Source organism: Paracoccus broussonetiae (assembly GCF_031854425.1).
GTDB classification, from domain to species: Bacteria; Pseudomonadota; Alphaproteobacteria; order Rhodobacterales; family Rhodobacteraceae; genus Paracoccus; species Paracoccus broussonetiae.
This window is the reverse complement of record NZ_JAVRQI010000031.1, coordinates 1-26437: the sequence shown is the minus strand read 5'-3', so window position 1 is coordinate 26437 and position 26437 is coordinate 1. Positions and strand designations below refer to the sequence as shown.

The following is a 26437-nucleotide window of genomic DNA, read 5'->3' as shown; positions in this document are numbered from 1 at the left end:
CCGGAAGGCGTATCAACCAAACGGGCTCTGGTTCCGACTGGATGACAGTTCAGTGGCAGGTCATATTCGCGATCGCCACCTCGGAACCGGCGAAAGGGTCCGAATGCAGCTGAAAACCAGCCCTTGCCGCTTCCCCACACGGTTCTTGGGCCGCTGGACCCCTTCTGAAAAGAAGTCTCAACCAAACCTGTCACTTCATTCTTGGTCAGGTTTACTTTGAGTGGTAATACTGTCTCCGACGTTCTTCCATTCCCACTCCAGCGATCATGGTCCAAATGCTGTCGTAGGCTTACCGCAATTGAGCCCGCTGAAACGTTTTCTCTCAGCCAACCGCTCCAACCCTGCCGGGAGGCGGCAGCGTTTTCTGCGCCGACCAGAGCGAGAACTATAGACCGCACAACAGTCGATTTTCCGGAGCCGTTGTCACCGAGGAACACATGCCATCCAGCGGATGGTGTCTTGGCGTCAAGAAGAAACTCAAAGTCATCAATGATACGAATATTTCGAATCGTAGCACGCGTTACGTGCATCTTCGGCTGTCCTTTCTGACGCGTGAAACGCAATAGCAACCGCCGATCCGGGAGACCCACCACCCCGGACAGACGATCCAAGCCGCCCACCGCTCTACGCCTTATAGCAAACCCAAATAAGCGCTTTGTTTATCAAGGTCCACCAGGGAAACGGATACGCCTCCGCCTCGATTGCCGACAATCCGCCCTCTTATCGGTAACCGCGGTCCGACCGCGGGAGCCAGGCCAATTTTCGGCTCCAGCGTTGACGCGCAGGTGGGTTCGCAGATGCAGCGAACTTTCGCGCCCACCCGTTATGTAGGTCACGCCGGTTCCGGGGGCGGATCTTGGCGGAATGTCCGCAGCCATGCCCTGGCAAGAGTGTGTTCGCACACGCAGAGAAGGTCCGGTTCCCGCCCGTCTGGTCAGTTCTGCTGCAGAGGCGAAAGCCACGATGCTTCACTCGCAAACGGCAACAAGGTCCGCACCGCAGACGCCCCTCCAGCCAGAAATGCTGCGGGACGTGTCGAGCGGCTGCTTCGGGGAATGCTGTCGTGCCGCATTATCAGGATGCGACCGTCTGCACAGGGCCGGCCGGCAAGAATCCTGTCGCCCGGTGTGTTGTTCACAAATCAATTCCCTCTGACAATGTGAGTGCGCCATCAAGATCGACGCCAAGATAGCGAACGGTGCTGTCCATCTTGGTGTGGCCCAGCAGAAGCTGCACCGCCCGCAAATTTCCCGTATTTTTATAAATCTGCGCCACCTTCGTACGGCGCATCGAATGAGTGCCGTAGGTGCTTGGGTCCAGTCCGATCGACATCACCCATTCTCGCAAGATCCGCGCGTATTGCCGTGTCGACAGGTGCGGGCTGTGGTGCAGGCGACTGGGCCACAGATAATCGAGGCCAATCATCTCAGAATCGGCAATCCAGCACTCGAGGGACTGACGCGTCGTCTCGGTGATATCGAAGCGGACCGGCTTACCAGTCTTGCTCTGGACCACCGAAGCGCGCTCCTTTCCCGTCCCGCGGCAAAGACATCGCGGACTTTCAGACCGTCAAGGTCACAGCCGCGCAACTTGCTATCTAGGGCCAGGTTGAACAATGCCAGATCGCACTTGTTGTCTGCCATCTCCAGACGGACGCGGATCGACCAGACGTGCATTGGCAGCAGAGGGTGCTTCTGACCGATGATGCGTCGCTTGTTCCATGGCGGGTGCTCGGGACGGAGAGCAGGAAGTGAATCGGTGAACATGGTGATACCTCCTGACCACCTGCCCTCCCTGCTTCGACTGATCCGACGAAGCCGAAAGTTTCACAAAACGGTCGAGTCGTTCTCAGAACTGGCTACATAAGTCACATCTTGGTTCCTCGCCTTGTCTGGGACCGATGCACTGCTAGGCTAGGTCGCCGCTCAAGGTCCAATGCGGATGGTCGCGATCCCGCGGCGATACGTAAGCGTCGGCCCCTGTTCGCCGCCAATTGGGAGATGCACGACACGGTATGGATGGCTCCAGCCCGTACCTTGCAGACGATGTTTGGGCCCAAACTGCGCGGAGATTGCTCAGCCACGTTTCGCAACCCGCCTCGGACATTCGGGTGTCCGGCTTGGCCTCCGCGATCACCGGCCTGCCATGCAGGATGTCGCGGATTTCCAGATCAGGATCGGCAGATGGCAGAGGCGCTCGCCTCGTGTGTCCATCCGACGAGCAACATCAACTAGCACAGCTAAATCGTCGATGCCGACTCTGCGGCGACGAAACATGCCACCACTGCGACCAGCAAAAATGCCGCTCAAAAACGCTTGTCGATCGGATATTCAGGGTTTCTGATAGCAGGACTGCATTTCACAACGGCATAGGATTGGTCATGTCGGAAAAAGCCGTGGAACGTCCCGATCGTCGCGACTTCATGATTGCTTCCATTGCAACGGTGGGCGCCAGCGCCGCGCTTGTTGCCGGTGCCGCCCGCGCACAGGAGACGGGAACGGCCGCAACCGGTTCCGGGACCGTCTATACCGGCGATATCATCCAAGGAAAGAAAGTCGTCAGCGCACTCGACGTAAACGATCTGGAGCCGGGGCAGAAGCACTTCCTGTATTTCGAGGGCGTGGAGGCACCGACCGGGCAGCACTGGTATGTGTCCGTGACCGTCGCCCGGGGGGCAAAACCGGGCAAGCGCGTCGTCATGACAAGCGGCGTGCATGGTGACGAGATGAGCTCGATCCACACCGTCCAGACGGTGATGAGCCAGCTCGATCCTGCCCAGATGTCGGGCACGGTCATGGCCGTAACCGACGTGTCGCGCCCGGCGTTGGAGAGCATGCAGCGGCGCTGGCCCAATCAGGGCCGGGGGGGCGACCTGATCGACATGAACCGGGAATGGCCCGGGAACGAGAACGGGTTTACCGCGCCCAGCCGCCATGCCGGGATGCTCTTCAACCGACTGCTGCGGCCGAATGCCGATGCCGCGATCGATTTCCATACCGGGACGACCGGCTTCGATGTCTCGGCCTTCAATATCGGCGAGACGAGCCGACCCGAGGTCAAGGCGATGTTGGACCTTTATCCCGTCAGCCAGATCCTCGACATGCCCAAGGTCGCCTATCCGACGGTCCTGCACAACGCCTTCGTCGACGCAGGTATTCCCGCCTTCGCGCCCGAGATCGGCGCCGCGCGCATCCTTGACCACGAGATGATCGCGCTGTTCGTGGAGGGGACGATGAACGTCCTCAAGCATCACGGTATCCTTCCCGGACCGATGGGCCGCACCGCAGAAGGCATGAACGTGTTTATCGGCAATAGCGGGTTCCCGGTCCTCGCGACCGAGGGCGGGATCGTCGAGCATCTGGTGAAGCTCAACGACAAGGTCGAAGCCGGACAGAAAGTTGCGATCCAGCGCGACAGTTTCGGCGAGGTTGTCGCAGAATATACCTGCGCGGTATCCGGCGAGGTGGCGGGCCTTCGCAGCGATGCAATGACCGAGCCTGGTAACCCTATCGTGATGGTGCTTTTCCACAAGACCGTGCCGGACGGGATTGAAATCTATCCCGAATAAGGCGGATGCGCGGTCTCACTTGCGGGAAGCCTTTTCTCGAGGTGGTCGAGCATAGGTCTTGCGTCACTCTTGGTACTTCAGGCCGAGTGCGGTGAGCCGGGTCAGTTCGCCTGTCGGTTCTCCGGCATCTATCGATACGTCCCGGACGAACAGGATTGAACGACACTGAAGCCAAACCGGCCTTAGTATCGGATCTCTCCGACCAATGCTGCCCCTTCAGCTTGTCCGCAATCGAAGGAGCGCCCCGGCCCTGTGAGTGCTGCCGATCAAGTGCCGTGAGGGTGGAACGGCAAGAGGACCGATCAGACCCCACCCGAACACCGTGCCGATCCGGGGATTCGAACCGGCTAGATAGGCGATGATATCGCCGCATCTTTGGCCACCAGAGACAGGCTGAGAGCATTGTCTGCCCTCAGCTTGTCAACAATGCCCGCATTTCTTCGATCATCCGCTGGCGCAGCGAGCTTTCTCTCTCTCCTCTTCATGGAAGCCTCCTGTCTATTGATTGAGGCTAGCTTCGGGAACGGATGGTGCGAGTGCGGCTCTGGTCGTCGCCTTGGACGGCGAAACGCACCTGCTCGGGACAGCATTTCTGATAACCGCCTTAGCATAGTGTATTAGCACGAGCAGAGCAGACCGATCGGAACACGGATGTTGGCAGACCTTTTTGAAAGTTTTGCGGAACAGTTCGTGACAACATTGAGTGGCGAGATCTGCGTGCGGCAGCGCGGTTCCGGTTTTCCTATCCTCCTTCACGCCCATCCGAGAACCCACATCACCTGGTTCATAGTGGCACCTCAACTCGCGCAGCATTATTTCCGTGGTTTTGTGCGGATATCCCCGGCTTCGGGCGGAGCTATCAGCCGAAAACAATCGGAACATAATCAGGTCTCTCTTCCCCCAAGGCTTTCAATGATTGTTCGGATTTCACTCTCGAGGTGCTGACCGCGATAGACGAACGAAGTTTCGTGGCGTGCATACTGGCCGTGCCGATCAGCGCTGAGCCAATTGTAAGATCCTATGCTCAGCACATCAGAATCAACGGCTACTATTTTACTGTGCAGTTTCGGTAACTTGTGCAGTTTTACTCCAATGCGGGAAAACGCCCGTTCCACGGCCTCCATCTGGTTTAGCCCCCCAGATGCCGGTCCAGTGTTAAGCAGCGGATCAGCAAATACATCTATCTCTGCACCGCGATGAACCGCCTTCTCGAATGCTGCAAGTAGGCCTACCCTTTCCATCGTGCTTGCGATCACCCACGGGCTGACGACCGTGTAGCGGCGCCCACCACTTGCGAGTGCGTCAAGGAGGAAAGCGTCATGTCCTGCGGCATCACGCAGCATTGCGATTTGCCCCGTATCTTGCTTCAGGTCTGCGCGTGGTTCGGCGAGGAACTCGAGCGCGTTTTCCTCCGATGTGAACAAAAAATCACTCAGTATCGCGCGGGGGGTTCCGCTTTTTGCGGCTCCGAAGTTGTCCATGTCGCCGAAAACGAGACAGCTGTCCTTCGCACGGGAGACGGTGACGTTGAGCATGCTGGGCGAGGCGTCGATAAAGCCCCCATCTGCATGTTTCGAGTAGACCGGTGAAAAAATTATGACGGGACGCTCAGCACCTTGCAATGCGTGAACGGTCCCGATCGTCATGCCTCCTCGACCCTCAACCGAGATTCTCCGAGCTGCGCATGCGTCACGAATTTCGCGCACCTGCCGCCCGAAGGGGGTCACGATGCCGACCACCTGTTCCAGCGGTTTTTGGTAATGCGTCTCGAGGTCGACTCTCTTGGCATCCAACCATGCTGCGATGGTTTGAGCCTCGAAGGGGTTGATACGGCTGCTTCCCGATGAAAAGGCCCTGCCATCGATGTGAAGGTAGCCAAGAGCAGGCAGGATCGCCCCTGAGGGCGCCTTTCCGCGCAGGGGCCGCAGCTTGCCCTTATAGCATAGTGCGTTGCTGAAGCTGATGATCTCATCGTAGCAACGCCGATGCTCGAACAGGTATAGCCCTTTCTCGAGATCAGGATATGGCGAAATGAGACAGGCTTGCTGTGCGAGGCGCATGGCACTGCCGCTTGTCGAACAGATGCCGCGTTGGGTCAGGGTCTCGATGGTCGCGTCGCTCGCGAGTAGTTCAGTGCTTCGCAGGTTACCTGCGTCCACTGGGCGGGGTACGGACGAAATCGGCTCGATCTGCTGCGTGTCACCAATAGCGAGAGCGCGTTTTGCAAGTGCGAATGAGGCCCCAGCAACTTCGGGAAGGACTTGGCCGGCCTCATCGACGATCAGTAGGTCGATAAAGTCGAAGAGGTATTCGGTCGCCCATTTTCCACCGTCGCGGCGGCTGTAAGTCATCTTTCCAGGCAGGCTGGCGAACGTCGCCACCGCGCAAGGTGTCAACATCATACGCCGGTGCCAACGGGGTATCACCGTTGCCTTGCCGCTCTTGTTGTGGGACGCGACGATCGCGGCAAGGTCGGCCTCCATTTCCAGAAGCCACCGTCCTTCCCAATAATGGGTGGCCAAAAGGAACAGATGAAACCGAATGCCCAGGTCGGCTTGCCGCTCTAGTTCTTCCCAATCTTGAGAACCACCCAAGGTCGCCACAGCATTCGACCATTGCTTTTCCGCGTCGGCTAATGCTTGGCGCAGTGCTTTTACGCGTGCTACCTCCTGCTCCGCATCTTGCTTGGCTTTCGCGGCGTCGCGAAGATCGCTGTGAATTCGCTGTTCAATCTCTGCAACGCGTTTGGTGTCCTCCAGACCGGGCACGAGATCACCGAGGGCCAGACGAGCACGCAATGCCCGCTTTTCCTTTGCCGCCGCAAAGACGCTGACCATCGAGACGAGGGAGGACTCTGAGGCAAGATGCCGATCTAAAGCCGCCCGCGCGGTCTGTAGGTTTGCCAATGCTGCAGTGCGGATTTCCATGTTTTCGGCAGCTTTGGATTCGGCAGCGGATGGGTCAGATCCTAGTCCCGTATCTTGGGCGATTCTCGCGGCATGGACGGCGCTGGTTGCACGATCAATTTGGCTCAGTTTCTCAGCTTCAATCACCATCCTGCTTTTCAAAGCCGCGACAGCTGAGGTCAGATCCGTGGTGTCCAGCTCAGGCAAGGCTGCTTTGGCAGCGCCAAGGTATGCCTCTTTTGCACGTTGGACATATGCAACAGTCTCGCGCTCGGACTGGAAAAGTTCCGTCTGGTAACGACGCGCAGCTTCCATCCGCCGAGCGTTGGACGCGAGAAAAATGCCGAAACTATCTATTTCAGGCAGCCAGCGGCCCGCGAAAGGTCCGTCACCCCTGGCAAAATCCTTACCGAACGCGTCGATAATATTTGTCACGGCCTGATTGTTCGACGAAGCGGCCACGATTACCGGTGGATCCCCACCATCTAGCGCCGCGCGTACCCACAACCCGGCAACTGCGGACAAGAGCATGGTTGTCTTGCCGGTCCCGGGTGGACCGTTCACCGCAATTACCTCGCCAGGCGATGACACATCCAGCCACGACAGAACCTGCCTCTGATGTTCGGCAAGAGGGAAGTTGGGATTGGAGTGACCAAGCCGCCGGAATAACTCCTGTTCAACTCGATGGTCGGGTGTGCTTGAACGAGGTTGAGGAATTGCAATCTGCCTAAGCAGCGCTGCATCCGGCCCATCCGCCAGAATTCTGTCGTACAGATCGAGAATGCCTCGAACCGTCGCGTTAGCGTCATCGCCGAGTTCAAGAAAGCCTGAACCGAGGGGTTTGTAGTCAACATCACCCCGTGGCCAGCCTTGGGAAACAGCGTCCACCATCTTGCGGCAGTGTCCGAGGTAGGCTTGCCATGCCGCATCGCTGGACATTTCGGGAAGAGGGGTCTCGGTGAGGAAGTCGTCAAGAGCATCAACCGATCCGATCGCAAACTCACCAGACGGGAGTGGGGTTAGGAGGTCTCGCGCCAAGGCATTACGCGTGGGCGTAATTAGCCCTTCCCGATCGACGGTCGCCTCGCTCACAACGGGCGCCACGATTTCCGGTAGGCCGCCAGATCGCGCAGCTCCGTGAGATGTCTTTCGAGCCATGACCAAAGGCCAAATACGAACGCCTACTGTCCGGGCAGATGCTTGGTCACGAAACAGTAGTTCCACGGTCTCGCGGGGCAGAACACCTGACTTCAAGGTCTCCGAGGGAACATCCAGAAACCGCTTTCGATCTGATTGAGCGAATTTTCCTTCACCAAGTGCGCCGTCAGCGAGTGAGGAACGCCAATAGCGAAGCGTGTTCTCAAAACTGTTGCTCATTGCCCGAGTACTTCGTGGGTACGAACTTGTTCAGTGGCCAGATGGAGGAAGCAACCATCTCATCGTTTCGCTGCGCTGCACCTGAACGTCTGCTGTATTGGATGCCGCCACTCAGCATTGTGATCGGTCGAATGTCGACAATGGGCCGGGGCCACGCCTTCGTGAGCGGCGGATCGGCTGAGGGCGCCCAACCTGCAGGTTGCCGTGTCGCAGCATGCCGCTCGAAGCCCTGAGCCAGCATTAGCGCAACGCGCGGCACCTCTCACGGTTTGAGAACGCCGCGAAATAAGCGGGCTCCTTAGCGGACAGTTGTCTCACCAACTCCGCGCTGCTGTATTGCGTTAACCGGGCGCTGAAAACGTTACGAGCGACTGCGGAAGCATCGTTATTCGTCGAGCTAAGCCCATCTCAACCTGGGTGTCACATTGCGTGCCCCCGCAGAAGAACTCAGGCTTTCTTCTTGTGATGCGGCTCCTCGGGCAGTACGCCCTGCGTGCCATAGCGCCAATAGGCCACCACGCTGTGCTGCTCGCGTGGGAGGTTCCAGACGGAGCGGACATGCCTGCGGATTTCCTTGAAGGCGCTGAATTCCGCAGCGGCCCAAAGATAGAGATCGTCCGAAGGTTCCCGCGCCTTCACCGCATCGGCCAAGAGGCTGGTCGTGCCGGGGGTCGCGCCATTGCGGTGCAGCCAACTCACCGGCCAGCCGAGATCCATCTCGTCCTCGGGCCCGTCGACCTCGACCAGAATTTCGCAATCGGCCCCGATGGGCAGCACCTCGCAGGCACGCGCGATGGCGGGCAAGGCCGTCTCATCACCCAGCATGAGCAGGCGGCCGCTTGATCTCGGGATCTGACCCGCCGGTCCCAGCATCCCGGCGATATCTCCGGGCTGGCAGAGCGTCGACCAATTCGCGGCAGAGGGCGCGTCGCAGGGATGCAGCACGAAATCGATCTCGATCTCACCTGCAGCAAGGTCCACGCTGCGCAGCGTATAGATCCGGGCCATCAGCGCATCCTCGCCCTGAGGCCATGCCATGCCGCCGCTGGCGGTCATCCAAGGCCAGACTGGCGTACGTCCCTTGGGCGGCAATAGCAGGCGGACATGCAATTCCGTATGCTGCAGGTTTTCCAGATCCGGGACGGCAAAGCGCACGCGCTGCATCGACCGGGTCAATTGTTTCGACCAGACCACAGTGATCTGGCGGAAAAACGGCGGGACCTTGGTATCGGTTTCGTCACCGGTCCAAGCGAATTCAATCTCTTCTTCTAGATATTCGCGGATATGGTCGACGAAGATCAGCTTCAGATAGCTGAGGCCAATCGCGTCCACCCCCTCGGCCAGAACCGACAGGTGATCGGCCTCGATCTGCACGAAGAAGCGCCCCGCCGGGATGACCATGCTCCAAGGGCCAGTCTCGCTTTCGACGGTGATGAATTCGGGATGGTCCTGCTGGAAGCGGTGCATCGCCTCGATGGCTTCGGGATGAGAAAGCCGCGTGCTGGCTTGAAGCATGGCGATAGTCCTTCGCAGGGCGGTATTGTTTGCACCCTCCTAGCGCAAGCGAGTGCCGAGAACCAGATGTTGAGTGTTTCCATTTGGAAAGAACGGAAGCGGCAAGAACACCACCCCCATGCCAGATTTTCATTAGAAGCGGTCACGCAGGGTCGCCTGGAGCTCGCGGCCAGGATTGTGGGAATAGTTGGTTCCGGCACCCGAGACATGCTGCTCGTCAGGCAGGTTGCTCAAGTTGATCGCCTTATCGGTTTCTTCCTGCACCTGATAGGGAAAGCGGCGTCAAGCAAGGTCGTCGCTTCAGGTGCAAAAGATCCGGTCTGTCCCGCATCCCTGCCGTTTCATCAAGGATTTCCTTCACTATGGCTGGGTGACCGCTGCGACACATGCGTCAATGTGGCATTTGTCATGGTCCAGCGGCTGGTAAAGGCCAGGTCCTCCTGTTCCAGCAGCAGGAGGGCTGCACCGAGCAAACTTGGCGGTTGCAGTACCGCGGCATGTACTGGCCTTAGCTGAAGCCGGTGGTCTTCGGGGATTGCTCAATCTTCCGCGGGAAGCAGTTCCGGGTTCCAGACGATTTCCCACAGATGCCCGTTGGGATCGCGGAAATAGCCCGCGTAGCCTCCGTAAAACGTATTCTGCGCGACCTTGACGACCTCTGCCCCTGCACGTTCTGCAGCCTCCATGATCCGATCAACCTCTTCCCGCCGCATGACGTTGTGACCAATGGTGAAGGCGGTCGGACTGACCGGCTGCTTCGGCAATCCGGTATCATGGGCAATGTCGGCCTGCGCCCAGAGCGCAAGTTTCAGCCCGCCGGAAAGATCGAAGAACGCCACCGCGCCATGCTCAAACTCTTTCCCGACGACGCCTTGCGTGGGCAACCCGAGGCCGTCACGGTAGAAGGAAAGCGATTGCTCGAGATCGGCGACGCCGAGTGTCAGAACGGAAATCCTGGGTTTCATGCCATACCCTTTCTATCGGCACCTGCACCGCGCAGACGCCTTGATAGTCTTGGGCCGTTGGCTTGCAACGGAAGGACCCGCAGAGCGGGGGCCGGGCCAACCTTCCCGAGCCTAACCTGTTTCAGACCGGCGGATGATAGGCCGGGTGTGTTGGGCGGTCAACGACGGCAATGTCCGCATCGGTGCCATGGCTGGCCCGGTCTACACCGTTCGCGGGTTCGGAAAGCCAGATCGATGCTCAGAGCCAATAGCCGCCACTTAGCGATCTGTGCTATCGCGTCTCCATGAAGAAATACGGCCGCACCTTTCATCTGCCAATCTCACCGGGTGCCACCAGTGACGACAAGATTATGCTTTCACTCGAAGGCCTGATGGTGGAGGACTTGGTGCACGGCCGTTGCACCATCGGGGGGGGGACAGTTCGCAACAGGGCAAGCGCGCGCGGATAGACGAAGCCTGCCCGGCCGTAGACCCTTAGAGCGGGACGAGGGTAGACATGAAGAGGCCCGCCGCACGCGATGACCGTTTTACCAGACGCAGCGTCCGTTTTGTCCCATGACTCCTGTTATCTGTCTCACGAACCTTGATTTTCCGGTTGCCAAAGCTGGATGATGGCCTGCAACGAAAAAATTTGGGAAGCCTCATGCAGGGCACACTGGCGGTCATCAGCGACATCCATGGCAACGTGGATGCCCTCCGGGCCGTGCTGGAGGACATCCAGACGCAGGGCATCCACAGGATTGTTAACCTCGGTGACCACCTAAGCGGTCCGCTTGCGGCCGCCGAGACTGCCGATGTGCTGATGGATGGCGATTGCATCTGCATTCGCGGCAACCATGATCGCCAACTGGTAGAGTTGGAGCCTGGCGAGATGGGCATCTCAGATCGTGCGGCTCATGCCCAGTTGCGGCCTGCCCATCTGGAATGGCTCCGGGGCCTCCCGCCGGTCCTGACACTTCAGGATGGCATTTTTCTCTGCCACGGCACGCCCAGAAGCGATACGACCTACTGGCTGGAAACGGTTCTGCCTGTTGGTCATGCCGTTTTGCAAAACGAGGCGTCGATCGCGGCGGAACTGCAAGGATCAGCCAGCCTCTTTCTTTGTGGCCATACCCACATTCCCCGACGGGTCGATATCGGGACGTGCTCGATCCTGAATCCGGGCAGCGTCGGCTGTCCGGCCTATGATGACCAGACACCCTTCGCGCATGTCATGGAAACCGGCACTTGCACAGCCAGCTATGCAACTGTCAGAAGGACCGCGGCTGGCTGGGCGACCTCTCACCATCAGGTGCCCTACGATCCCGCACGGATGATCCGGATGGCCGAGGCGGGAGGACGTCCGGACTGGGTTCAGGCCTTGCTCCGCGGCCGCGTGAGATAGGACGCTCATATCTCGTCGCCTTGCGCCGAAACGCCAGGTCTGTTGAAATCATGCTGCGTGAACACCTCTGGGAGAGAAGCGAATGATGCTCTCTACGGCTCTGATGATGGTGTTCTTTGCCGCAATCGCGGGCCTGGTTATGGTCTTCGCCAAGTTGTTCTTTCGCAGCGACGACCTTTTTCGCGCCAACAACATCACCGAAATGGATTTCCTCGGGCGTGGGCGCTTGAAGCTGCTGGTCTGGTGGCTCGTGCTCATCATCGTCGCGCCGGTCTCGGGAATACTGGCAACGGTGGCGGCGCGGGGTGGATATTGATCGTCACGGATCAGACTTGGGCCCCGAGACGCGGGGGTTATATTGTGTTGCCCCGATCCTTGCTAGAAGAAACCCGGATTAATGGGACCGGGCCTGACGGGGAGCGACCCGAATATGAGCCCGAAGCCGACAGTCAAGACATAGCGGCAAGCTTCGGGGGCTACCGCGCATCGCACTCACCGACGGTTCTGGAGAGCTAGTCTTTCGTGGTGGTGGTCGGCCATGCCGTCTCTGTCCAATCCCGAGTATAGGCGTCCAGAACAGGATCTACCGCCCGGCCAATTTCCATCCAGCGCCGCAACGAAGAATGCGCAAGATGCTTATGCACGTAGGCGCGGGCGTTAGGACCGACGTACAGGTCATGGCCTGCAATCCGCATCGCCACGGGCGCGAAGAAGGCATCCGCGACGGAATAATCACCGAACAGCCATCCATCGGCCTGTGACCAAAGCCTTTCGATACGATTCAAATCTGTTCGTACGTCATCTGGTACGGGCACGTCGCGAAAGGCTGTCCGAAGGTTCATGGAGCAATAAGATCGCAAGGCCGTAAACCCGGAATGCATCTCGGCCGCCATGGACCTTGCCGCAGCTCGGCGGGCCGGGTCCGCAGGCCAATGACCAGCGTCTGGGTAGCGATCGGCAAGTTCCTCGGCCAAGGCGAGGCTGTCCCAAATGACCGTATCACCTAGCTTGGCCGCAGGAACCGTTCTGGCGGGTGCGAAGTCCGCAAGCACACGAGCGAAGCCATCGCTGTATAGGGGTGCGGAGACAGTATTGACCGGAATGCCGAACGCGTCAAACAACAGCCAACCGCGCAGGCTCCAGCTGGAATAGCACCGTTCTCCGATGGCCAAGGTCCACGTCATAAAGATACCTCACACTGCGCCGCAAACCCCCTAGGCAGTCGTGGATATTCGGTCAAGGATCAAGCGACCGGGGGCCGCTCGATCCTGCTCTGTCAATGACGTTTTCGGTCCATCAGCGCGAACACGCCCCAGCCCACATATTCACGCGTGTATGATGCGTATCGCGCGGGTGCTGACGACAACTGTTTCCGAACTTCTGGCGCAAAGTCATCATCGGGGTTTTCTTCGAGCCAGCGGCGCATGTTGAGCCATTTCGCGGCCTCGTACCTGTCCCAGCCTTCCCGGTCGGCCAGAACCATCTCCACGATGTCGTAGCCAAGCTCCGCGAAGGACCCGAGCAGTTCGGGAAGTGTCAGAAAGTCTGACAGGGTACCGGCCCCGCAACCTTTGATGACTTCTTCGCTTGGCGGCTGTTTCCGCCAGTAGGGCTCGCCAATGAGGATCATCCCATTGGACGCGAGACTCTTCGACAGCAGTTCGATGGTACCGGCAACACCTCCGCCGATCCATGTGGCGCCGACACAGGCTGCCACACCGACTTTCTCCTCTGCGACATAACCAGCCGCGTCATCGTGGATGAAACTCACCTGACCAGTGACGTCAAGTTCTTCGGCGCGGCGTTTTGCCTGTTCGGAGAACAGTTTGCTCATGTCGATGCCGGTGCCCGTGATCCCGAAATCGCGGGCCCAAGTACAAAGCATCTCCCCCGAACCGCTGCCGAGATCGAGCACGCTGGTTCCCGGCTCCAGACGAAGCACCCTGCCGAGGGTGTCGTACTTCTCCGGGGTGAAGGGATTGTGAATGCGATGCGTGCTTTCGCTGATGCTGAAAATGCGTGGTATATCCATGACTTGTCCTTTTGATCGGATGCTGATCGTACGTTCGCGGGCTGCATCGGCATTTCGATGCAGCCCGACTGCCTTTGTCATCAGCCCTGATTGTCGAGCTGAGCGCGAACGGAAAGCCGGCCCCGTTTCGAGATGCGATAGGGGCTGCCGGAACGGGATTCGATCAGGCGCCTTTTGCGCAGACGGCTGAAGACGCTCAGAGTGCAGTCGGACAGCACCGTTCCTTCACGCGTGACGCAAGTGATGGCAGTGATTTTTGCACCATCGGTCCGCTCGTGGTGAATACGGCCACCAAGGGCCAGAACGTGCAGAACACGTTGTTCAGTTCGTGAGATATTCATGGATGTCTCGTGAGAATATGTGAAAAAACACCGCAAGTGCACTGCACCCGGTGGTTCGGAATTCACCCAGCTCTCTGAAACCCAGAGAGCCTTATCTCACAAGCTCTGACATCCAGTCCTCTTGGAACGAGCGACGGCTATTCCACCGGCCCAGGCGCAGCATATAGAGACCATACATCACTAGGGCAACCATCAAGCCTCTGACAGAAACGGCAGCTTTGCCCGCACCCCAACCGCTCCTCAGCGCGAAATGCTGCGGGACGTGTCGAGCGGCTGCTTCGGGAAATGCTGTCGTGCGGCATTAGCAGGATAAGACGTCCGTTAGGGGCCGACTATCGATTTACTCCGGGTTGCGCATGATCTGCCTCGGCTGCAACCGAATGCAGCCGGACCCAATGGGGCTGTCCGAGGATGGAATTGCAATCGCAGAGCTCACAAATCGGCGGAATTCTGGGAGCAACTCTGGACTTAATCGTTTCGTGCGAACCGTAGCAATGCACCGCCATCAGTGACCTCGATGGTGCGATAGGATGTCGTGATCCATCCCGCCTGCGCGAACTTTGCCAATGCGGCGTTGACCTGCTTGCGTGAGGCGTTGGCCATGCCGCCGAGGGCTTCCTGACTGATCGGAATGCTGCGGGACTGTAGCCAGCTGGCGCGATGCAGCACCGAGGCAATCCGTCGCATCGTGTTCGGGATCAGCAAATCGTCGATAACTCGGGTCAGCACGTCGAAATGCAGCACCGTGATATGGGCGAAGCGACGGATCGCATCCGGGTTGGAGGCTGCCATCTGCTGCATTACATCGAGCGGTAGATGGAAGAGGGTGCAACGGGTAATCGCGCGCATCTCGACGCGCCGCGGTTCCCCTGTCAGGAATGGCCCTTCACCGGCCCATGCACCCGCTATCCCGAATTGGACAAATCGGGGCGCTTCATTCGGCGCGGCCATACTTACGGCAAGCGATCCGTGCACAAGACCGTAGATTCCACCCGGAGGATCCCCGGCGTGGTAGATGACCTCGCCCACATCCCAGTTTTGAAGCAGGCTACGCGACAGAACCGTCTTCTGAAACGTGGACGGTTGCAGGGCGAGCCACCCGCTCTGAAGGATGATCGTCTCGGCTTCTGCTCTTGTTATGGGCACGAGTTATTTTTCGCTGAACTGTGTCGATTGGGACAGTTTGAGATTTTCCGGTGGACTATCAATCCCTCGAATCGACAGATACGGTGGCCCGTATTGCCAATGATATAATTTTCCTGCCTCCCTCACATGAGGGTCGCCATGCCTTTGATCCATCGGACAGTCGGGCTTTCGTCATACACGACGCCTCGCTGCCTCAATTTTGCGGATGACCAAAGCGTCACCGCGATATGCAATTGAAAGGACCGCAATGTCCCGTAGCTTCCCCGTTATCGCATATGCTCTTGGTACGGCGCTCTTGATCGCACCGGGACTGGCACAGGCTGAACCCGTGCCGGTGAGCACGGACAATTTTGCTCGGGCTGAAAGCGATCTTTACTTCGGCAGCATCTCCGCGCGGAATGGTTTGGGTGTCATTGGCCATGATCGGGTGATGGCCGATGTTGCCGCGCAGACGGTGATCCGGCTCAACCGGGACACGCTATATTCCAGCGGCATCTTCGATCTGGATGCCGGGACGGTAACGCTGACGCTGCCTGATCCCGGCACGCGCTTCCTCTCAGTCCAGATCATCGACGAGGACCATTATACCCATGGCGTTCACTATGGAGGTGGTACGCTTGAATTGACGCGCGCGGCGATCGGGACACGCTATGTGGCGGTTGCCATCCGCACATTGGTGAACCCCGAGGATGCAGAGGATCTTGCGACGGTCCATAAGCTTCAAGACGGGATCAAGGTTTCGCAAACCAGCCCCGGGTCGTTCGAGGTGCCCGACTGGGACAATTCCACGCAGGACCGGACGCGTCAGGCGCTGATCGATCTTGCCGCGCTTTTGCCCGACACGCGGCATATGTTCGGGGCAAAGGATCAGGTTGACCCCGTTCGCCATGTGATCGGCTCGGCCATGGGATGGGGCGGCAACCCGGAAACCGAGGCGCTCTACCTCAACCGGCAGGTGGCGAAGAACGACGGCAAGACCGTCTACCGCGTCAAGGTCGGCAAGGTACCGGTCCAAGGCTTCTGGTCGATCTCCATCTACAATGCCGACGGCTATTACGTAGCGAACACCCAGAACGCCTATACGCTCAACAACCTGACCGCGACGCCCGATAGCGATGGCAGCGTAACGGTCCAATTCGGCGGATGCGACAAGGCGGTCGTGAACTGCCTGCCGACGCCAGAGGGCTGGAACTGGATGGTACGGCTCTATCGCCCCGATGCCAGCGTTCTTGATGGCAGCTGGGTCTTTCCGGAACCGGAGGAAGTGCAATGAACCGTCGAACCCTGCTTCAGATGAGCGTCGCGGCGGCGGTGCTGCCGGGCCTGCCGATGTATGCGCAGGATCAAGGTGCATTGACGCATGAGGCGTTTCTTTACACCTACCCGATGGTGAAGAACTACCTCACCCTATACCAATACGCGCTGGAACCGGGGGGCAAGCAGTACAAGGGGCCGCTCAACACGCTAAGCAGCATCGCCCGGGTCTATACGCCGCAGGACACGGCGATCATCACGCCCAACTCTGACACACCCTATTCCTTCATGGTCATGGACCTGCGCGCCGAACCGCTGGTCCTGTCCCTGCCCGCCATCGAGGCGGATCGTTACTACTCGGCCCAAATCGTCGATCTCTATACCCACAATGTCGATTATCTGGGCACGCGGGTGGATGGCAATGGCGGCGGAGATTTCATGATTGCGGGGCCGGGTTGGCAAGGGGAAGCACCCGCCGGGATCAAGCGTGTGGTCCGGATACCGACTGATCTGGGTCTTGTGGTCATCCGCACGCAGCTTTTTGCGCCCGACGACATCGGCAAGGTCGAAGCGGTTCAGGCGGGCTACAAGGCGCAGTCTTTGTCGGCCTTTGCGGGCACGCCTGCCCCGGCTCCGGCACCTGCCATCGACTGGCCGGTGATCGACGACGACCGGATGCTGACCGACTTCTGGCCGCTTGCGACTTTCCTGCTGCAGTTCGCCCCGCCCCTCGAATGGGAGGGACCCCTGCGCGACAGCTTCGCCACGCTCGGGCTGCAAGCGGGGACGGCCTGGCCCCCCGCCAGCCTGAATGCGGATCAGGTGGCCCGGATGCGCGACCTTGTCCGGCCGACCGAGCAGGAGATCCGCGCCGAGGTCGCGCATCTCACGGATTCCGCCAAGCTGTTCGGAACGCCCGAGTTCATGAAGGGCCGCTACATGGACCGCGCCGCTGCCGCGCAGGGTGGCATCTATGGCAATACCGCACAGGAGGCGCTTTACGTCATCTATAATCTCGACGCGGCGGGCAAGCCGCTTGACGGCAAGGCGCATCGCTATGCCTTGCGCTTCGCGGCGGATGCCCTGCCGCCGGTGGCCGCCTTCTGGTCGATCACGATGTATGACATGGCGCGGCAGTTGCTGGTCGATAACCCGATCGACCGCTACCTGATCAATTCGCCGATGCTGCCGGGGCTGAAACGGGACGAAACCGGCGGCATCGTCCTCCACCTTCAGGCCGAAAGCCCCGGCGCCGAGCAAGAGGCGAGCTGGCTGCCCGCGCCAGCCGAGGGGTTCTACGCCGTCATGCGGCTATACTTGCCCAAGCCCGAAGCTCTTGATGGTCAGTGGAAGGCGCCCACCATCGAGGTCGTCGGCTGACACGCGCCTTGCGGGGGGCGGCCAGACGGCCGCCTCTTGGCCCATGTGCCGCGACTTCTCTTCCGATATGCCCCGAGGAATTCCCCCATGAAGCGGTCTCAAGCCCTTCCGCTGCTTGTCGGCGCAGCGCTTTGCGCAACACCTGCGGCCTCTCAGGAAGGCTGGCAGGTCTCGGCATCCGCTTATCTTTGGCTTCCAGAGACCACGACCACGCTCGACACCCGTTTCGGCGCGGTGACAACCGAGCTTGGCCGCGCCGACGCGGTCGATGCGCTGGATGCCGGGATCATGGGTACAATCAGCGCGCAAAGCGGGCCCTGGTCGTTGGTTGGGGATTTCCTCCACCTCGACCTTACGCTTGGAAATCAGATGCCCCGGCAGGTGCTGTTCTCGGAAGTGTCGACGGGGATAAAGCTGACCTCGGCCGCGGGATACGGCCTTTACAATGTCGTGGATCGGGATGGGCTGAGAGTCGATCTGGGGGGCGGCGCAAGGCTGATGTCTGCCAATATCGACCTTGCATTCCGGGGCACTGCCCTGCGGGATTACCGCTCTTCACTTTCCGATACCTGGATCGATCCGCTTGTTGCGACGCGGATATCCTATGGTGAGGACGGCCGCTGGCAGGCCAGCCTTTGGATCGACGGCGGCGGCTTCGGCATCGGCGAGGCTTCGGACGACACCTGGCAGGTCGTGGCGCTGGCCAGCTATAGTGTCGGCACGAATTGGACACTGAGCGGCGGGTGGCGCAACTTGTCAGTTGATCGTGAATACCAAGGCCTGCCCTACGACTTGCAACTCAACGGTCCGATTTTTGGTGCAAGCTATCGCTTCTGAATACCGGCGCTTGTTCGGAAGTGAACGCTCCCGAGGTACGAGCACCGAACGGTGTCATTCCCCATTCGCCTTTGCCAAAAAGCGGATAGAGTCCGCGGTCGAGCGGTGGCTTTGCAGAGGTCACCCTGCAGCATTCGCGGGGCCCAAAAGTCCGGTATGGGCCGGGCGCTTGCCTCCGAACCTTGGCCGTTCACATCAAGCGCCAGGATATTCACGTAGAAGCGGAAGCTGCCATCTTGGACATCAGTATCGCTTCGCAGTCCAGTCGGTCCGCCAGAGCCTGCGCCTAGGTTAAGCCGCGCCCTGCAATTATAACCTCATGCCTATCGCGGACCAACTCCGAGCGAAGCGTCCGCCGAAGCCGCCATGGCATTCGAGGATCAGGATCTTCACCGCAGCAGCCGACGCTGGAAGGCCGGGTCCGGCAAGGCGCACATGTCGGCGCGACCGAACAGCGCATAGCGGTTGCGCGCGAGGCGACGGTAGAACCAGTTGCGCACCGGCCGGGGGAAAACCCGCAACACGCCGGCTAGCCGGATCCATCCGCCCAAGCTGCGGCTGGCCTGAAGCACAGCGTCGCAATCGACATAGGCCACCCCGCCGTCGATGAACAGCCAGCTTGAGGGGTCCTCCCGCTCCAGCCCGTAATGGCGCAGCAGCGCGGTGCCCAGCGGACTTTGGATCGGGCAGATGCGCACTGTTCCCGTGCCGTCGAGCCGATGGATCATTCGCGCGCCCCAACTGCACAGGGCGCATTCGGCATCCATCACCGCGACAGGCTGGAGGTCATCAAAAGGCGGCACCGCCGGGTCTCTGCGGAAGGAAAAGGGTTCGGCCATGACACCGGATCATCCGGCAAACGCCGGCGCGGCGCAATCCGAAGCTGCCGGGCATCACATGATCTTCTCATGGATCTCCGGTTCATGTCACTCGCGCTGTATACATGAATCCGCAGGTCCTGGTGCCCGCTCCAGGAGGTGCGGTTTTGCATAACGGCGGCATGGTGATCGCCCACGAAAGACCGGTTCACCCTGCCGAACAAGGTGAGGTCCGAACGGCAAGGTCAAACCCACTTGCCGCTACGCCGCAGGCAGCTTGGAGCCCATAGTTGCCAATGGCCGTCAGCCTTGGTAGTCCTCAAACTCCCACGGAAGGTTGCGCGCTAAACGAGCGGTTGGTTTTGACCAATCGCCGCGGGCCTCGTTGCCCAGCAGCTTGTCTATCACTCCTCGAACCTCTTTCTCGTCAAACATCGATACGAACGGATGGTGTCGTCCGAACGCAGGCTTGGAAAAAGCCTCGTGCGTCGGGTCGGTCGGATAGACCTTCAGAACGCTGGCGGAAAACCATGAGGGTGTGCAGACGAAAACCGAAAAATTGTCACCAGTTGTCGAGCCAGTTTCACCGATCACCAGATCCAGAATCCCGCCGAAGTGCTTTGGATCAGATGGGCAAAGCGGTTCACCGTGAAAATCGCCAAGGAAAAAGCTCTTGATTTCGGCTTCCATCTGACCCTCGTCTGTGTCCGGGACAAGGTATCAGCAGGTTCAATGAATGTCCGCATCGTGCTGCGGAGCCTGGATCGGACAGTCGATCGCTTGGAGATGAACAAAACCGCGGTCGATTTGACATCGCACGATGCAGCCGTTCGCAACTGACCTATCCAACCAGCGATATGCCAGATTTCAGTACGACCCTTTGTGCAACAAGAACCACACGCAGTTGACCTGTTCGCGTTCCGACTTACTGCCGCCGCATGCGTCACCGATTCCAGGGGTGTTGGAGCCGATGATCGACGCTGAGAATCTCCCGCTGCAAACGACGCAATCGCACCGACTGGCTGGAGACTGATTCTTGCCGGGCTTGCCTTTGGGCTTACTTTGTTGATTGGCGGCCCGGTGGTTTTGGGAGTTCCCGCCGCCATAACCGGCATCCTTTTTCCTGTCCTGCCACTTGTCGCGCTGGCCGTTTCTGCGGGCCCGGGACGAACTGGTTTGTTCCGCCCGCTTCGATTGCGGGACGCGTTCCCGATCCCGGCTTTTGCCGCGCTTGCAATCATTCTCACGCTGCTGGCCGCGCTAGTTATCAGCGACATTGTTCCGACCGCGACAAATTCCATCTTCGCTTAAATCCAATCCCAAGATGGGTTCGATTTCATACTGCAACTGCTCTCGGCACTTCCGTCGCTGCTTGGGGAGGAGTTACTGGCCATACTTCCCATGCTTGCCGTGACATCGTTCCTGCGCAGCCGGACTGGCGTGGGTGCAGGCCTGACGCTAGCGCTCGGGATCGTCTCGGGCTGGCTGGTTTTCTGCCTCGCGCATCCGCCCACATACGACTGGAACGTAGCGCAATGCTTCGGTGTGATCGGGGTGGCGAGGCTGGTCTTCACACTTGCGTTTCTTGTCACGCGTAATCTCTGGGTGTCCTTTGGAGTGCATATTGCAACAGATTGGACGGAGATCATGTTGGCACGATACTTCCATGAACTTGGAATATAACACTTTTCCACAGGAGCCAAGAATGACGAAACACTTGATGACGGCAGCTTTTCTTGTGTTTGGAACTTCGACCCCGGCCCTCGCCGACGTTCCCTTTTTCAACGCAACCTGTCCGAGCCACATCGAAGTGCATTCCGACGCGGGCGGCCCCGTTTTCCTGAACGGCAATGAGGCCAAGCTGCACCGGTTCAACGCCAATTATTACGAGGCGGTCAGGGACCACATCACCGTGTCGATCAACGTCAATCCCGACCACAGCCTTGCCGTCTCATATACCAAGGGCGGCGCAAGCGGCATCTGCCAAGTGAATGCGCATCAGCGGCAGGGCCGCACAGTGCAGGAACCTGTCGTACCCAAGCTTGCCATGACCACATCGGAAATGTCGCGCTTCTGCAGGGGGGAGGCGGCATCGCATTTCAACGTCCGGCCGGCCGATCTCACGGTGAACCCGTCTTTCAAGGTGGGCAGTCGCTATGTGGCACAGGGTTGGTTCGACGGCACGCGCGGCTCAACGTTCTTCAATTGCTTCTTCGACGGTCAAGGCCATTTCCAGAGCCTCAATTAAGCTCGTTGGCAAGCCGAGTTGCATCGAAAATCTGTCATCGGCTGGATGGCGCCGGCGCAGAGAATGACCGCAGTGGGCGCGCCGCAGCCGCTCCTCAGCCAGAAATGCTGCGGGACGTGTCGAGCGGTTGCTTCAGGAATGCTGTCGTGCGGCATTACCAGCATGCGATAGTCGATAATGGGCCGGGCCCGGCTGGGTGGACAACCAGTCGCGACCCTAGCCCAATTGCCGTCGTTTTGCCCCGCAGCAGGTAGCTCCGAGCCATTGCCGGACGGTCGTGCAAGACCGGAGCAGTGGAGGCTGCGCAGCACCCAGGGCCAGTCGGGGTAGCACAGATCCAGATTAAGGGATCTAGTGGGACAGAAGGCGATCCGAATGATTGCCAACCAGCCTATCATTCGGAAAATGCTTGAGTATCCTCTGAAACTCGCCGCGCCCGAGAATGCGGCGTGCAGGATGGGGCACGTGGGTGGGTTGAGCAATCTCCGGAAAAATGAGCGCGATTTCGCGCAGTTGTGCTGCCCCAAGCGCGCGGAGCGCCATCTGCCCGGTCAGGAGCGTCTCGGTCAGAGTGCCGTTGGCCCAGACCAGTTCGTGGCGGTCCAGAAGAAAATGGACATAGACGACCTTGCCCTGGCTCTCTTGCCGTATTCCGTTATGACCAACCAGCTTCTTGGCCGCGATCAGAACCGCATCCGTGTCGAAGCTTGCGCAAATGGCAGGTGAGTTCAGGGCGACACGATGTTGCGGAGATACCCGAAGATCGCTCTCGGGACATCCTGCGCCAAGCGCACCAGCGGGAATGAGAACCGGAAGGAGATCATGTCGCAAGATCGGCCGTGTGCTGCGCGATGAAATCCACCGGATCGGCTGCGGGCCGCTATCCATCGTGGCGACAAGATCGCCCACTTTCAATGTTTCAACAGCGCGCGGCCCGTCAGGAGTTTCAATCAAGGTTCCCGCCGTGAAGCACACGACTTCAGCGTCGAGATAAAATCGATAAGGCGCACCGGTGGGGTCCGGCGTGTAGGTGATCGACCCGGAATCCGGGAAGCCTCCATCCATGCTGCCCAGCACGATATTCCCGCCGAACGTACCGATAACCGGCGTTGTGTCGGGGTAAGAGCTTATGAAATACTGTCCATTAAACGTGGCTAGCTCTCCATTATACTGGTTATCAATGTCGATGACGCCCTCGTTCGGATTTTCAGGCCGCACGACAAAATCATAATCCTTGTTGCCGGCTAGGCTGACTCGGGCGGTGGTGAAGGCTTCCCCAGTCAAGATATGCGGACCATTCTCGAGATCGTCATAATGTACGGCACCGTCATCGACGAAGAATTCTATTGTCGCACCGTCGGGAAGAGGGCCTCCCGTGACGGTTGTCAGGGCGTCAACTAATGGAAGGGAGTTCACTGTAAAGGTATTGCTGCCGGTGATGTTACCAATAGCAAGGGCGTTCACGGGAAAGACGAGCCACGGCATAAACTTCTTCCTCTATGGGTATGGTGAATGCTCCAAAGCATGCTAGCCACGGATTTCTCCGTGATCTAGTTCGAATGCCTTCGTCGCGCGCCAGCCTTGCGAGCGTCACGACATGCCCTCTTTCCAAGCGATTGCGGAGGCGATGACGCTGCCTTTTGATCAGAATAGATGCAGCAGTTGGAGAGTTTCCACTTTGGGAGCGCACACCAAGCAAACCCTCAGTTCGAATGACTGCTTCGTACGGATGGATGTCAATGAAGATCAGCAGCAGGATTCGCCGCGAGATCGGTATCGACTTCAACACGCATCTGCACCGGCACCTTGCAGCGAAGATCGTTCTGGCCGAACGGCCAGGCAGCTATGAAGTGGTCCGCCGCTTGCTGGGGCATTCCTCTACCAGTTCGAAGTTGAACGCCTATGTTGGCTTCGAGGCCGGCACGTCGACCAAGCTCTATGCCGACATTCTTGCCAAGGCTCGCACGTCATGACGCGTATCAAGCTCTACCCACACGAATGGCCCGAGGCCGATCAGCAGATGTGGTTTGGTCTGCAGGCACGCGGCAATCCTCTGGATGACGTGGGGGCCTTTGCCCATCTTCGAGCCAGCACCATTGCGCAGCACGAGGCGGCTATGGTCGCTGGCTTGCCTGGCTGAAGGTAGTCGATCCGGTAGCGCTCGGGCACCCTCCGCTTTTGCGGATCACACCGGAACGCGTGGTGGCCTGGATGCGCTCGATGGAGGCCGATGCCGCCTATTCGCGGGTCATGCGGCTCGACACGCTGATCCGCGTCGTTGTTGCCGTCGACCGTGACACCTGTGTCAGGAAGCTACGCAGGATCCGTTCTATTCACTTTGCTCAGGCACGGGACAGGAACGGCGAGCGGAAGCAGGGCCGCATTCTTTCAGGAAGCGTTCTGCTGCAGGCGGGCCTTGATCTGACCGGACAACACGCGGATGCTGGATCGACCCTTGAGCGCATGCAGAAGCTGCGCGACGGCACGATGCTTGCGTTTCTTGCGCTGCTGCCGATCCGGCGTCGTGCATTTGTAGGACTGGAACTGGGGCGTTCGGTGCTTCTTGCAGCGCATTCCATCGAGATCGCTCTTGCACCAGAGATGACTAAAACCGGCAATACCTGGACCGCGACGGTCCCTGATCCGCTGGAAGGGCTGCTTCGCCACTACCTGTCCGAATCGCGCCCTTTTCTGCTGCGCCGTGGCGATGAGGCCCATGCGATGCTCTGGTCTGCGGACTCAGGCCGCCCTATGGGCTATTCCCATATGGGTCGTCGTATCTGCGATCTGACGGAAAGGATGACAGGGATCCGTGTGCCCGCCGCACTTCTTTCGGGACGGTGCTGCCACGACGTTGGCACGGGCATCGCCTGAGCACGCTCGCTTTGCTGGTCCGCTGCTGGGGCATACGAGCTTCACAACAGCCGAGAAGCACTACAACCATGCGCGCGCCATCGAAGCCGGGCGCGCCTACAACGAAAGCCTCAAGCGTATCAGGAGCCACTCATGACCCGCGCTGTCATTTATGCCCGCTACTCGAGCCAGAACCAACGCGAAGCATCGATCGAAGACCAGATGCGGCTGTGCATTGAGCGAGGCTATGGTGAAGGCTATCAGATCACACAGCACTATGCGGATATGGCGATCTCGGGCGCCTCGATGCACCGGCCCGGCCTGCAAAGCATGCTGGAGGCCGCAGCGGGCGGCAAATTCGATCTCATCATCGCCGAGGCGCTCGATCGGCTAAGCCGTGATCAGGCCGATGTCGCCACGCTTTATAAACGGCTCAGCTTTCATGGCGTACGTATCGTGACCCTTGCGGAGGGCGAGATCAGCGAGTTGCATGTCGGCCTCAAGGGCACGATGAACCAATTGTTCCTGAAGGATCTTGCCGCCAAGACGCGGCGAGGTTTGCGTGGCCGGGTCGAGGCCGGTTTCGCGGGCGGCGACATCAGCTATGGATATGACATCGTGCGGCGTCTGAGCGCCGATGGTACTCCGGCCACCGGTGAGCGCACCATCAATGACGGCGAAGCGGAGGTGGTCCGTCGCATTTTCCTTGAGCTCATCGACGGTCACTCTCCGACAGCCATCGCCCGTTCTCTCAACGCGGAGGGCATCATGGGCCCGCGCGGAAAGCTCTGGCACGACACGGCGATCCGCGGCCATCGGCTGCGCGGGACCGGGCTTCTGAACAATGAGCTTTATATCGGCAAGCTGGTCTGGAACCGGATGCGTTATATCAAGGATCCCGCGACGGGCAATCGCGTCTCACGTATGAACCCCAGGGAGGAGTGGATCACTACCGACGTGCCGGAGTTGCGCATTGTCGACGATGCGCTCTGGCAGCAGGTCAAGATGCGGCAGGGCGAGATCGACGCCGATCCCCGGGTCCGCGCCATCAAGCAAAGCCGGTTTTGGGAACAAAAACGTAAAGTCCACCTGCTGACGGGTCTGCTTCATTGCGGTTGCTGCGGTGGAGGATACGCCGCCGTGGGCCGAGATTACCTGGCTTGCTCGGCGGCACGCAAGCTTGGCAGCTGTGCACAGCGCCGTTCGTTTCGCCGGGGCGATCTGGAGGCATTGATCCTTGATCTGCTTCGGAATCGTCTGATGCAGCCCGAAGCGGTGGCAAGCTTTATCAGCGCTTACAGCACGGAAGTGAATGCCAACCGGGCAATCCAGTCTGCGGACCGGGCCAAGCTCGAGGCTGAGAAGGCGCAGGTGCTGCGGCGCTTGGATGGTCTCTATGACGCGATCGCGGATGGCCTGCGGACACCGGGGCTGAAGGCCAAGCTGGATGCCTTGGAAACGAGGAAGGGAGAGATCGAGGACGCGCTTGCCACGCCCCTGCCCTCACCCGTGCGCCTGCATCCGGGATTGAGCAGCCTTTACCACAAGAAGGTCAAGGAACTGGCACAAACGCTGGCGGGTCCTGCGATCCGGACAGCAGCGCTGGAGATTATCCGTGGCCTGATCACGCGCGTGACGATCCACGAGACCGAGACGGGCGTCAAAATTGAATTGGAGGGAGCGATGACCGCAATGATCGGCTTGGCCCAGCCTGAGGCTAAGCATGTCTTGTACCATTGTTCGGTTGAGATGGTTGCGGGAGCAGGATTTGAACCTGCGACCTTCAGGTTATGAGCCTGACGAGCTACCGGGC

23 protein-coding genes and 1 pseudogene are annotated in these 26437 nt (G+C 59.4%); 12 read left to right on the top strand and 12 right to left on the bottom strand.

Going from position 1 to position 26437, the window contains the following annotated elements; genetic code table 11:
- Together RM190_RS22925 and RM190_RS22920 are read right to left on the bottom strand one after the other, a co-directional pair.
- Positions 1 to 530: ATP-binding protein (locus RM190_RS22925; RefSeq protein WP_311761802.1), on the bottom strand; the 530-nt coding region annotated here is incomplete at its 3' end.
- Between the two features lie 604 nt (positions 531 to 1134).
- Positions 1135 to 1766 (bottom strand): annotated as a pseudogene (locus RM190_RS22920) (tyrosine-type recombinase/integrase).
- Between the two features lie 629 nt (positions 1767 to 2395).
- On the opposite strand from RM190_RS22920, the gene RM190_RS22915 reads away from it, so the two are divergent.
- Positions 2396 to 3568 (top strand): succinylglutamate desuccinylase/aspartoacylase family protein, encoded by a 1173-nt coding sequence (locus RM190_RS22915; RefSeq protein ID WP_311761801.1) that lies wholly within the window; start codon positions 2396 to 2398, stop codon positions 3566 to 3568.
- Positions 3569 to 4452: 884 nt separating this feature from the next.
- On the opposite strand, the gene RM190_RS22910 is transcribed toward RM190_RS22915, so the two are convergent.
- The 3 genes from RM190_RS22910 to RM190_RS22900 all read right to left on the bottom strand — a co-directional run bounded on the left by RM190_RS22910 (position 4453) and on the right by RM190_RS22900 (position 10331).
- Positions 4453 to 7413 (bottom strand): AAA domain-containing protein, encoded by a 2961-nt coding sequence (locus tag RM190_RS22910; RefSeq protein ID WP_311761800.1) that lies wholly within the window; start codon positions 7411 to 7413, stop codon positions 4453 to 4455.
- Between the two features lie 885 nt (positions 7414 to 8298).
- Positions 8299 to 9366: a siderophore-interacting protein gene (locus tag RM190_RS22905; protein ID WP_311761799.1), complete on the bottom strand. Its 1068-nt coding sequence runs from the start codon at positions 9364 to 9366 to the stop codon at positions 8299 to 8301.
- A gap of 539 nt (positions 9367 to 9905) precedes the next feature.
- Complete coding sequence (locus tag RM190_RS22900) at positions 9906 to 10331, bottom strand: VOC family protein (RefSeq protein ID WP_311761798.1); 426 nt, start codon at positions 10329 to 10331, stop codon at positions 9906 to 9908.
- 643 nt (positions 10332 to 10974) lie between these two features.
- Between RM190_RS22900 and RM190_RS22895 the strand changes: the two genes are divergently transcribed.
- Positions 10975 to 11715: a metallophosphoesterase family protein gene (locus tag RM190_RS22895; protein ID WP_311761797.1), complete on the top strand. Its 741-nt coding sequence runs from the start codon at positions 10975 to 10977 to the stop codon at positions 11713 to 11715.
- Positions 11716 to 11818: 103 nt separating this feature from the next.
- The gene (locus RM190_RS22890; RefSeq protein WP_311761796.1) at positions 11819 to 12031 is read left to right on the top strand and encodes a hypothetical protein; all 213 of its coding nucleotides are present in this window, start codon (positions 11819 to 11821) and stop codon (positions 12029 to 12031) included.
- Between the two features lie 196 nt (positions 12032 to 12227).
- Here RM190_RS22890 and RM190_RS22885 read toward each other — a convergent pair whose 3' ends face one another.
- The 4 genes from RM190_RS22885 to RM190_RS22870 form a co-directional block, all read right to left on the bottom strand.
- Positions 12228 to 12899, bottom strand: coding sequence for a glutathione S-transferase (locus RM190_RS22885; protein WP_311761795.1), 672 nt, complete (start codon positions 12897 to 12899; stop codon positions 12228 to 12230).
- Positions 12900 to 12991: 92 nt separating this feature from the next.
- A complete protein-coding gene (locus RM190_RS22880) occupies positions 12992 to 13828 on the bottom strand; it encodes an SAM-dependent methyltransferase (RefSeq protein WP_311761794.1) in 837 nt (278 codons plus the stop codon).
- On the bottom strand, positions 13828 to 14088 hold the full coding sequence (locus tag RM190_RS22875) for a YjhX family toxin (RefSeq protein ID WP_311761793.1): 261 nt from the start codon (positions 14086 to 14088) through the stop codon (positions 13828 to 13830). Before RM190_RS22875 ends, RM190_RS22880 begins: the two co-directional genes overlap by 1 nt.
- Before the next feature lie 468 nt (positions 14089 to 14556).
- Positions 14557 to 15117: a Crp/Fnr family transcriptional regulator gene (locus RM190_RS22870; RefSeq protein WP_311761803.1), complete on the bottom strand. Its 561-nt coding sequence runs from the start codon at positions 15115 to 15117 to the stop codon at positions 14557 to 14559.
- A 451-nt stretch (positions 15118 to 15568) separates the two neighbouring features.
- Between RM190_RS22870 and RM190_RS22865 the strand changes: the two genes are divergently transcribed.
- From RM190_RS22865 to RM190_RS22855, 3 genes are all read left to right on the top strand, one after another.
- Positions 15569 to 16507 carry a DUF1214 domain-containing protein gene (locus RM190_RS22865; RefSeq protein ID WP_311761792.1) on the top strand — a complete coding sequence of 313 codons (939 nt, stop codon included), beginning with the start codon at positions 15569 to 15571 and terminating at the stop codon, positions 16505 to 16507.
- The gene (locus tag RM190_RS22860) at positions 16504 to 17868 is read left to right on the top strand and encodes a DUF1254 domain-containing protein (protein WP_311761791.1); all 1365 of its coding nucleotides are present in this window, start codon (positions 16504 to 16506) and stop codon (positions 17866 to 17868) included. The genes RM190_RS22865 and RM190_RS22860 overlap by 4 nt, the downstream gene beginning before the upstream one ends.
- A gap of 87 nt (positions 17869 to 17955) precedes the next feature.
- Positions 17956 to 18705 carry a hypothetical protein gene (locus tag RM190_RS22855; RefSeq protein WP_311761790.1) on the top strand — a complete coding sequence of 250 codons (750 nt, stop codon included), beginning with the start codon at positions 17956 to 17958 and terminating at the stop codon, positions 18703 to 18705.
- A gap of 389 nt (positions 18706 to 19094) precedes the next feature.
- Here RM190_RS22855 and RM190_RS22850 read toward each other — a convergent pair whose 3' ends face one another.
- Positions 19095 to 19544 (bottom strand): thiol-disulfide oxidoreductase DCC family protein, encoded by a 450-nt coding sequence (locus RM190_RS22850; RefSeq protein ID WP_311761789.1) that lies wholly within the window; start codon positions 19542 to 19544, stop codon positions 19095 to 19097.
- 282 nt (positions 19545 to 19826) lie between these two features.
- The gene (locus RM190_RS22845; protein WP_311761788.1) at positions 19827 to 20213 is read right to left on the bottom strand and encodes an Imm8 family immunity protein; all 387 of its coding nucleotides are present in this window, start codon (positions 20211 to 20213) and stop codon (positions 19827 to 19829) included.
- Positions 20214 to 20834: 621 nt separating this feature from the next.
- Between RM190_RS22845 and RM190_RS23470 the strand changes: the two genes are divergently transcribed.
- Positions 20835 to 21206 (top strand): CPBP family glutamic-type intramembrane protease, encoded by a 372-nt coding sequence (locus tag RM190_RS23470; protein WP_390908890.1) that lies wholly within the window; start codon positions 20835 to 20837, stop codon positions 21204 to 21206.
- A gap of 22 nt (positions 21207 to 21228) precedes the next feature.
- Positions 21229 to 21771, top strand: coding sequence for a hypothetical protein (locus RM190_RS22840; RefSeq protein WP_311761787.1), 543 nt, complete (start codon positions 21229 to 21231; stop codon positions 21769 to 21771).
- Positions 21772 to 22122: 351 nt separating this feature from the next.
- Here the strand turns inward: RM190_RS22840 and RM190_RS22835 are convergent, their stop codons facing one another.
- The gene (locus tag RM190_RS22835; protein ID WP_311761786.1) at positions 22123 to 23256 is read right to left on the bottom strand and encodes a Hint domain-containing protein; all 1134 of its coding nucleotides are present in this window, start codon (positions 23254 to 23256) and stop codon (positions 22123 to 22125) included.
- A 254-nt stretch (positions 23257 to 23510) separates the two neighbouring features.
- On the opposite strand from RM190_RS22835, the gene RM190_RS22830 reads away from it, so the two are divergent.
- From RM190_RS22830 to RM190_RS22815, 4 genes are all read left to right on the top strand, one after another.
- The gene (locus RM190_RS22830) at positions 23511 to 23744 is read left to right on the top strand and encodes a hypothetical protein (protein WP_311761785.1); all 234 of its coding nucleotides are present in this window, start codon (positions 23511 to 23513) and stop codon (positions 23742 to 23744) included.
- Positions 23741 to 23911, top strand: coding sequence for a hypothetical protein (locus RM190_RS22825; RefSeq protein ID WP_311761784.1), 171 nt, complete (start codon positions 23741 to 23743; stop codon positions 23909 to 23911). The genes RM190_RS22830 and RM190_RS22825 overlap by 4 nt, the downstream gene beginning before the upstream one ends.
- A gap of 80 nt (positions 23912 to 23991) precedes the next feature.
- Positions 23992 to 24645, top strand: coding sequence for a hypothetical protein (locus RM190_RS22820; protein ID WP_311761783.1), 654 nt, complete (start codon positions 23992 to 23994; stop codon positions 24643 to 24645).
- A 132-nt stretch (positions 24646 to 24777) separates the two neighbouring features.
- Positions 24778 to 26418, top strand: a complete 1641-nt coding sequence (locus RM190_RS22815) for a recombinase family protein (RefSeq protein WP_311761782.1) — start codon at positions 24778 to 24780, stop codon at positions 26416 to 26418.
- Positions 26419 to 26437: the final 19 nt, after the last annotated feature.

What these genes read in the sequence shown, in the direction of transcription:
- RM190_RS22910 (WP_311761800.1), bottom strand. Translation starts at nt 7,413, where the DNA reads ATGTCCAGCGATGCGGCATGGCAAGCCTACCTCGGACACTGCCGCAAG.
- RM190_RS22905 (WP_311761799.1), bottom strand. Translation starts at nt 9,366, where the DNA reads ATGCTTCAAGCCAGCACGCGGCTTTCTCATCCCGAAGCCATCGAGGCG.
- RM190_RS22900 (WP_311761798.1), bottom strand. Translation starts at nt 10,331, where the DNA reads ATGAAACCCAGGATTTCCGTTCTGACACTCGGCGTCGCCGATCTCGAG.
- RM190_RS22895 (WP_311761797.1), top strand. Translation starts at nt 10,975, where the DNA reads ATGCAGGGCACACTGGCGGTCATCAGCGACATCCATGGCAACGTGGAT.
- RM190_RS22890 (WP_311761796.1), top strand. Translation starts at nt 11,819, where the DNA reads ATGATGGTGTTCTTTGCCGCAATCGCGGGCCTGGTTATGGTCTTCGCC.
- RM190_RS22885 (WP_311761795.1), bottom strand. Translation starts at nt 12,899, where the DNA reads ATGACGTGGACCTTGGCCATCGGAGAACGGTGCTATTCCAGCTGGAGC.
- RM190_RS22880 (WP_311761794.1), bottom strand. Translation starts at nt 13,828, where the DNA reads ATGACAAAGGCAGTCGGGCTGCATCGAAATGCCGATGCAGCCCGCGAA.
- RM190_RS22875 (WP_311761793.1), bottom strand. Translation starts at nt 14,088, where the DNA reads ATGAATATCTCACGAACTGAACAACGTGTTCTGCACGTTCTGGCCCTT.
- RM190_RS22860 (WP_311761791.1), top strand. Translation starts at nt 16,504, where the DNA reads ATGAACCGTCGAACCCTGCTTCAGATGAGCGTCGCGGCGGCGGTGCTG.
- RM190_RS22855 (WP_311761790.1), top strand. Translation starts at nt 17,956, where the DNA reads ATGAAGCGGTCTCAAGCCCTTCCGCTGCTTGTCGGCGCAGCGCTTTGC.
- RM190_RS22850 (WP_311761789.1), bottom strand. Translation starts at nt 19,544, where the DNA reads ATGGCCGAACCCTTTTCCTTCCGCAGAGACCCGGCGGTGCCGCCTTTT.
- RM190_RS22845 (WP_311761788.1), bottom strand. Translation starts at nt 20,213, where the DNA reads ATGGAAGCCGAAATCAAGAGCTTTTTCCTTGGCGATTTTCACGGTGAA.
- RM190_RS22840 (WP_311761787.1), top strand. Translation starts at nt 21,229, where the DNA reads ATGACGAAACACTTGATGACGGCAGCTTTTCTTGTGTTTGGAACTTCG.
- RM190_RS22835 (WP_311761786.1), bottom strand. Translation starts at nt 23,256, where the DNA reads ATGCCGTGGCTCGTCTTTCCCGTGAACGCCCTTGCTATTGGTAACATC.
- RM190_RS22830 (WP_311761785.1), top strand. Translation starts at nt 23,511, where the DNA reads ATGAAGATCAGCAGCAGGATTCGCCGCGAGATCGGTATCGACTTCAAC.
- RM190_RS22825 (WP_311761784.1), top strand. Translation starts at nt 23,741, where the DNA reads ATGACGCGTATCAAGCTCTACCCACACGAATGGCCCGAGGCCGATCAG.
- RM190_RS22820 (WP_311761783.1), top strand. Translation starts at nt 23,992, where the DNA reads ATGGAGGCCGATGCCGCCTATTCGCGGGTCATGCGGCTCGACACGCTG.
- RM190_RS22815 (WP_311761782.1), top strand. Translation starts at nt 24,778, where the DNA reads ATGACCCGCGCTGTCATTTATGCCCGCTACTCGAGCCAGAACCAACGC.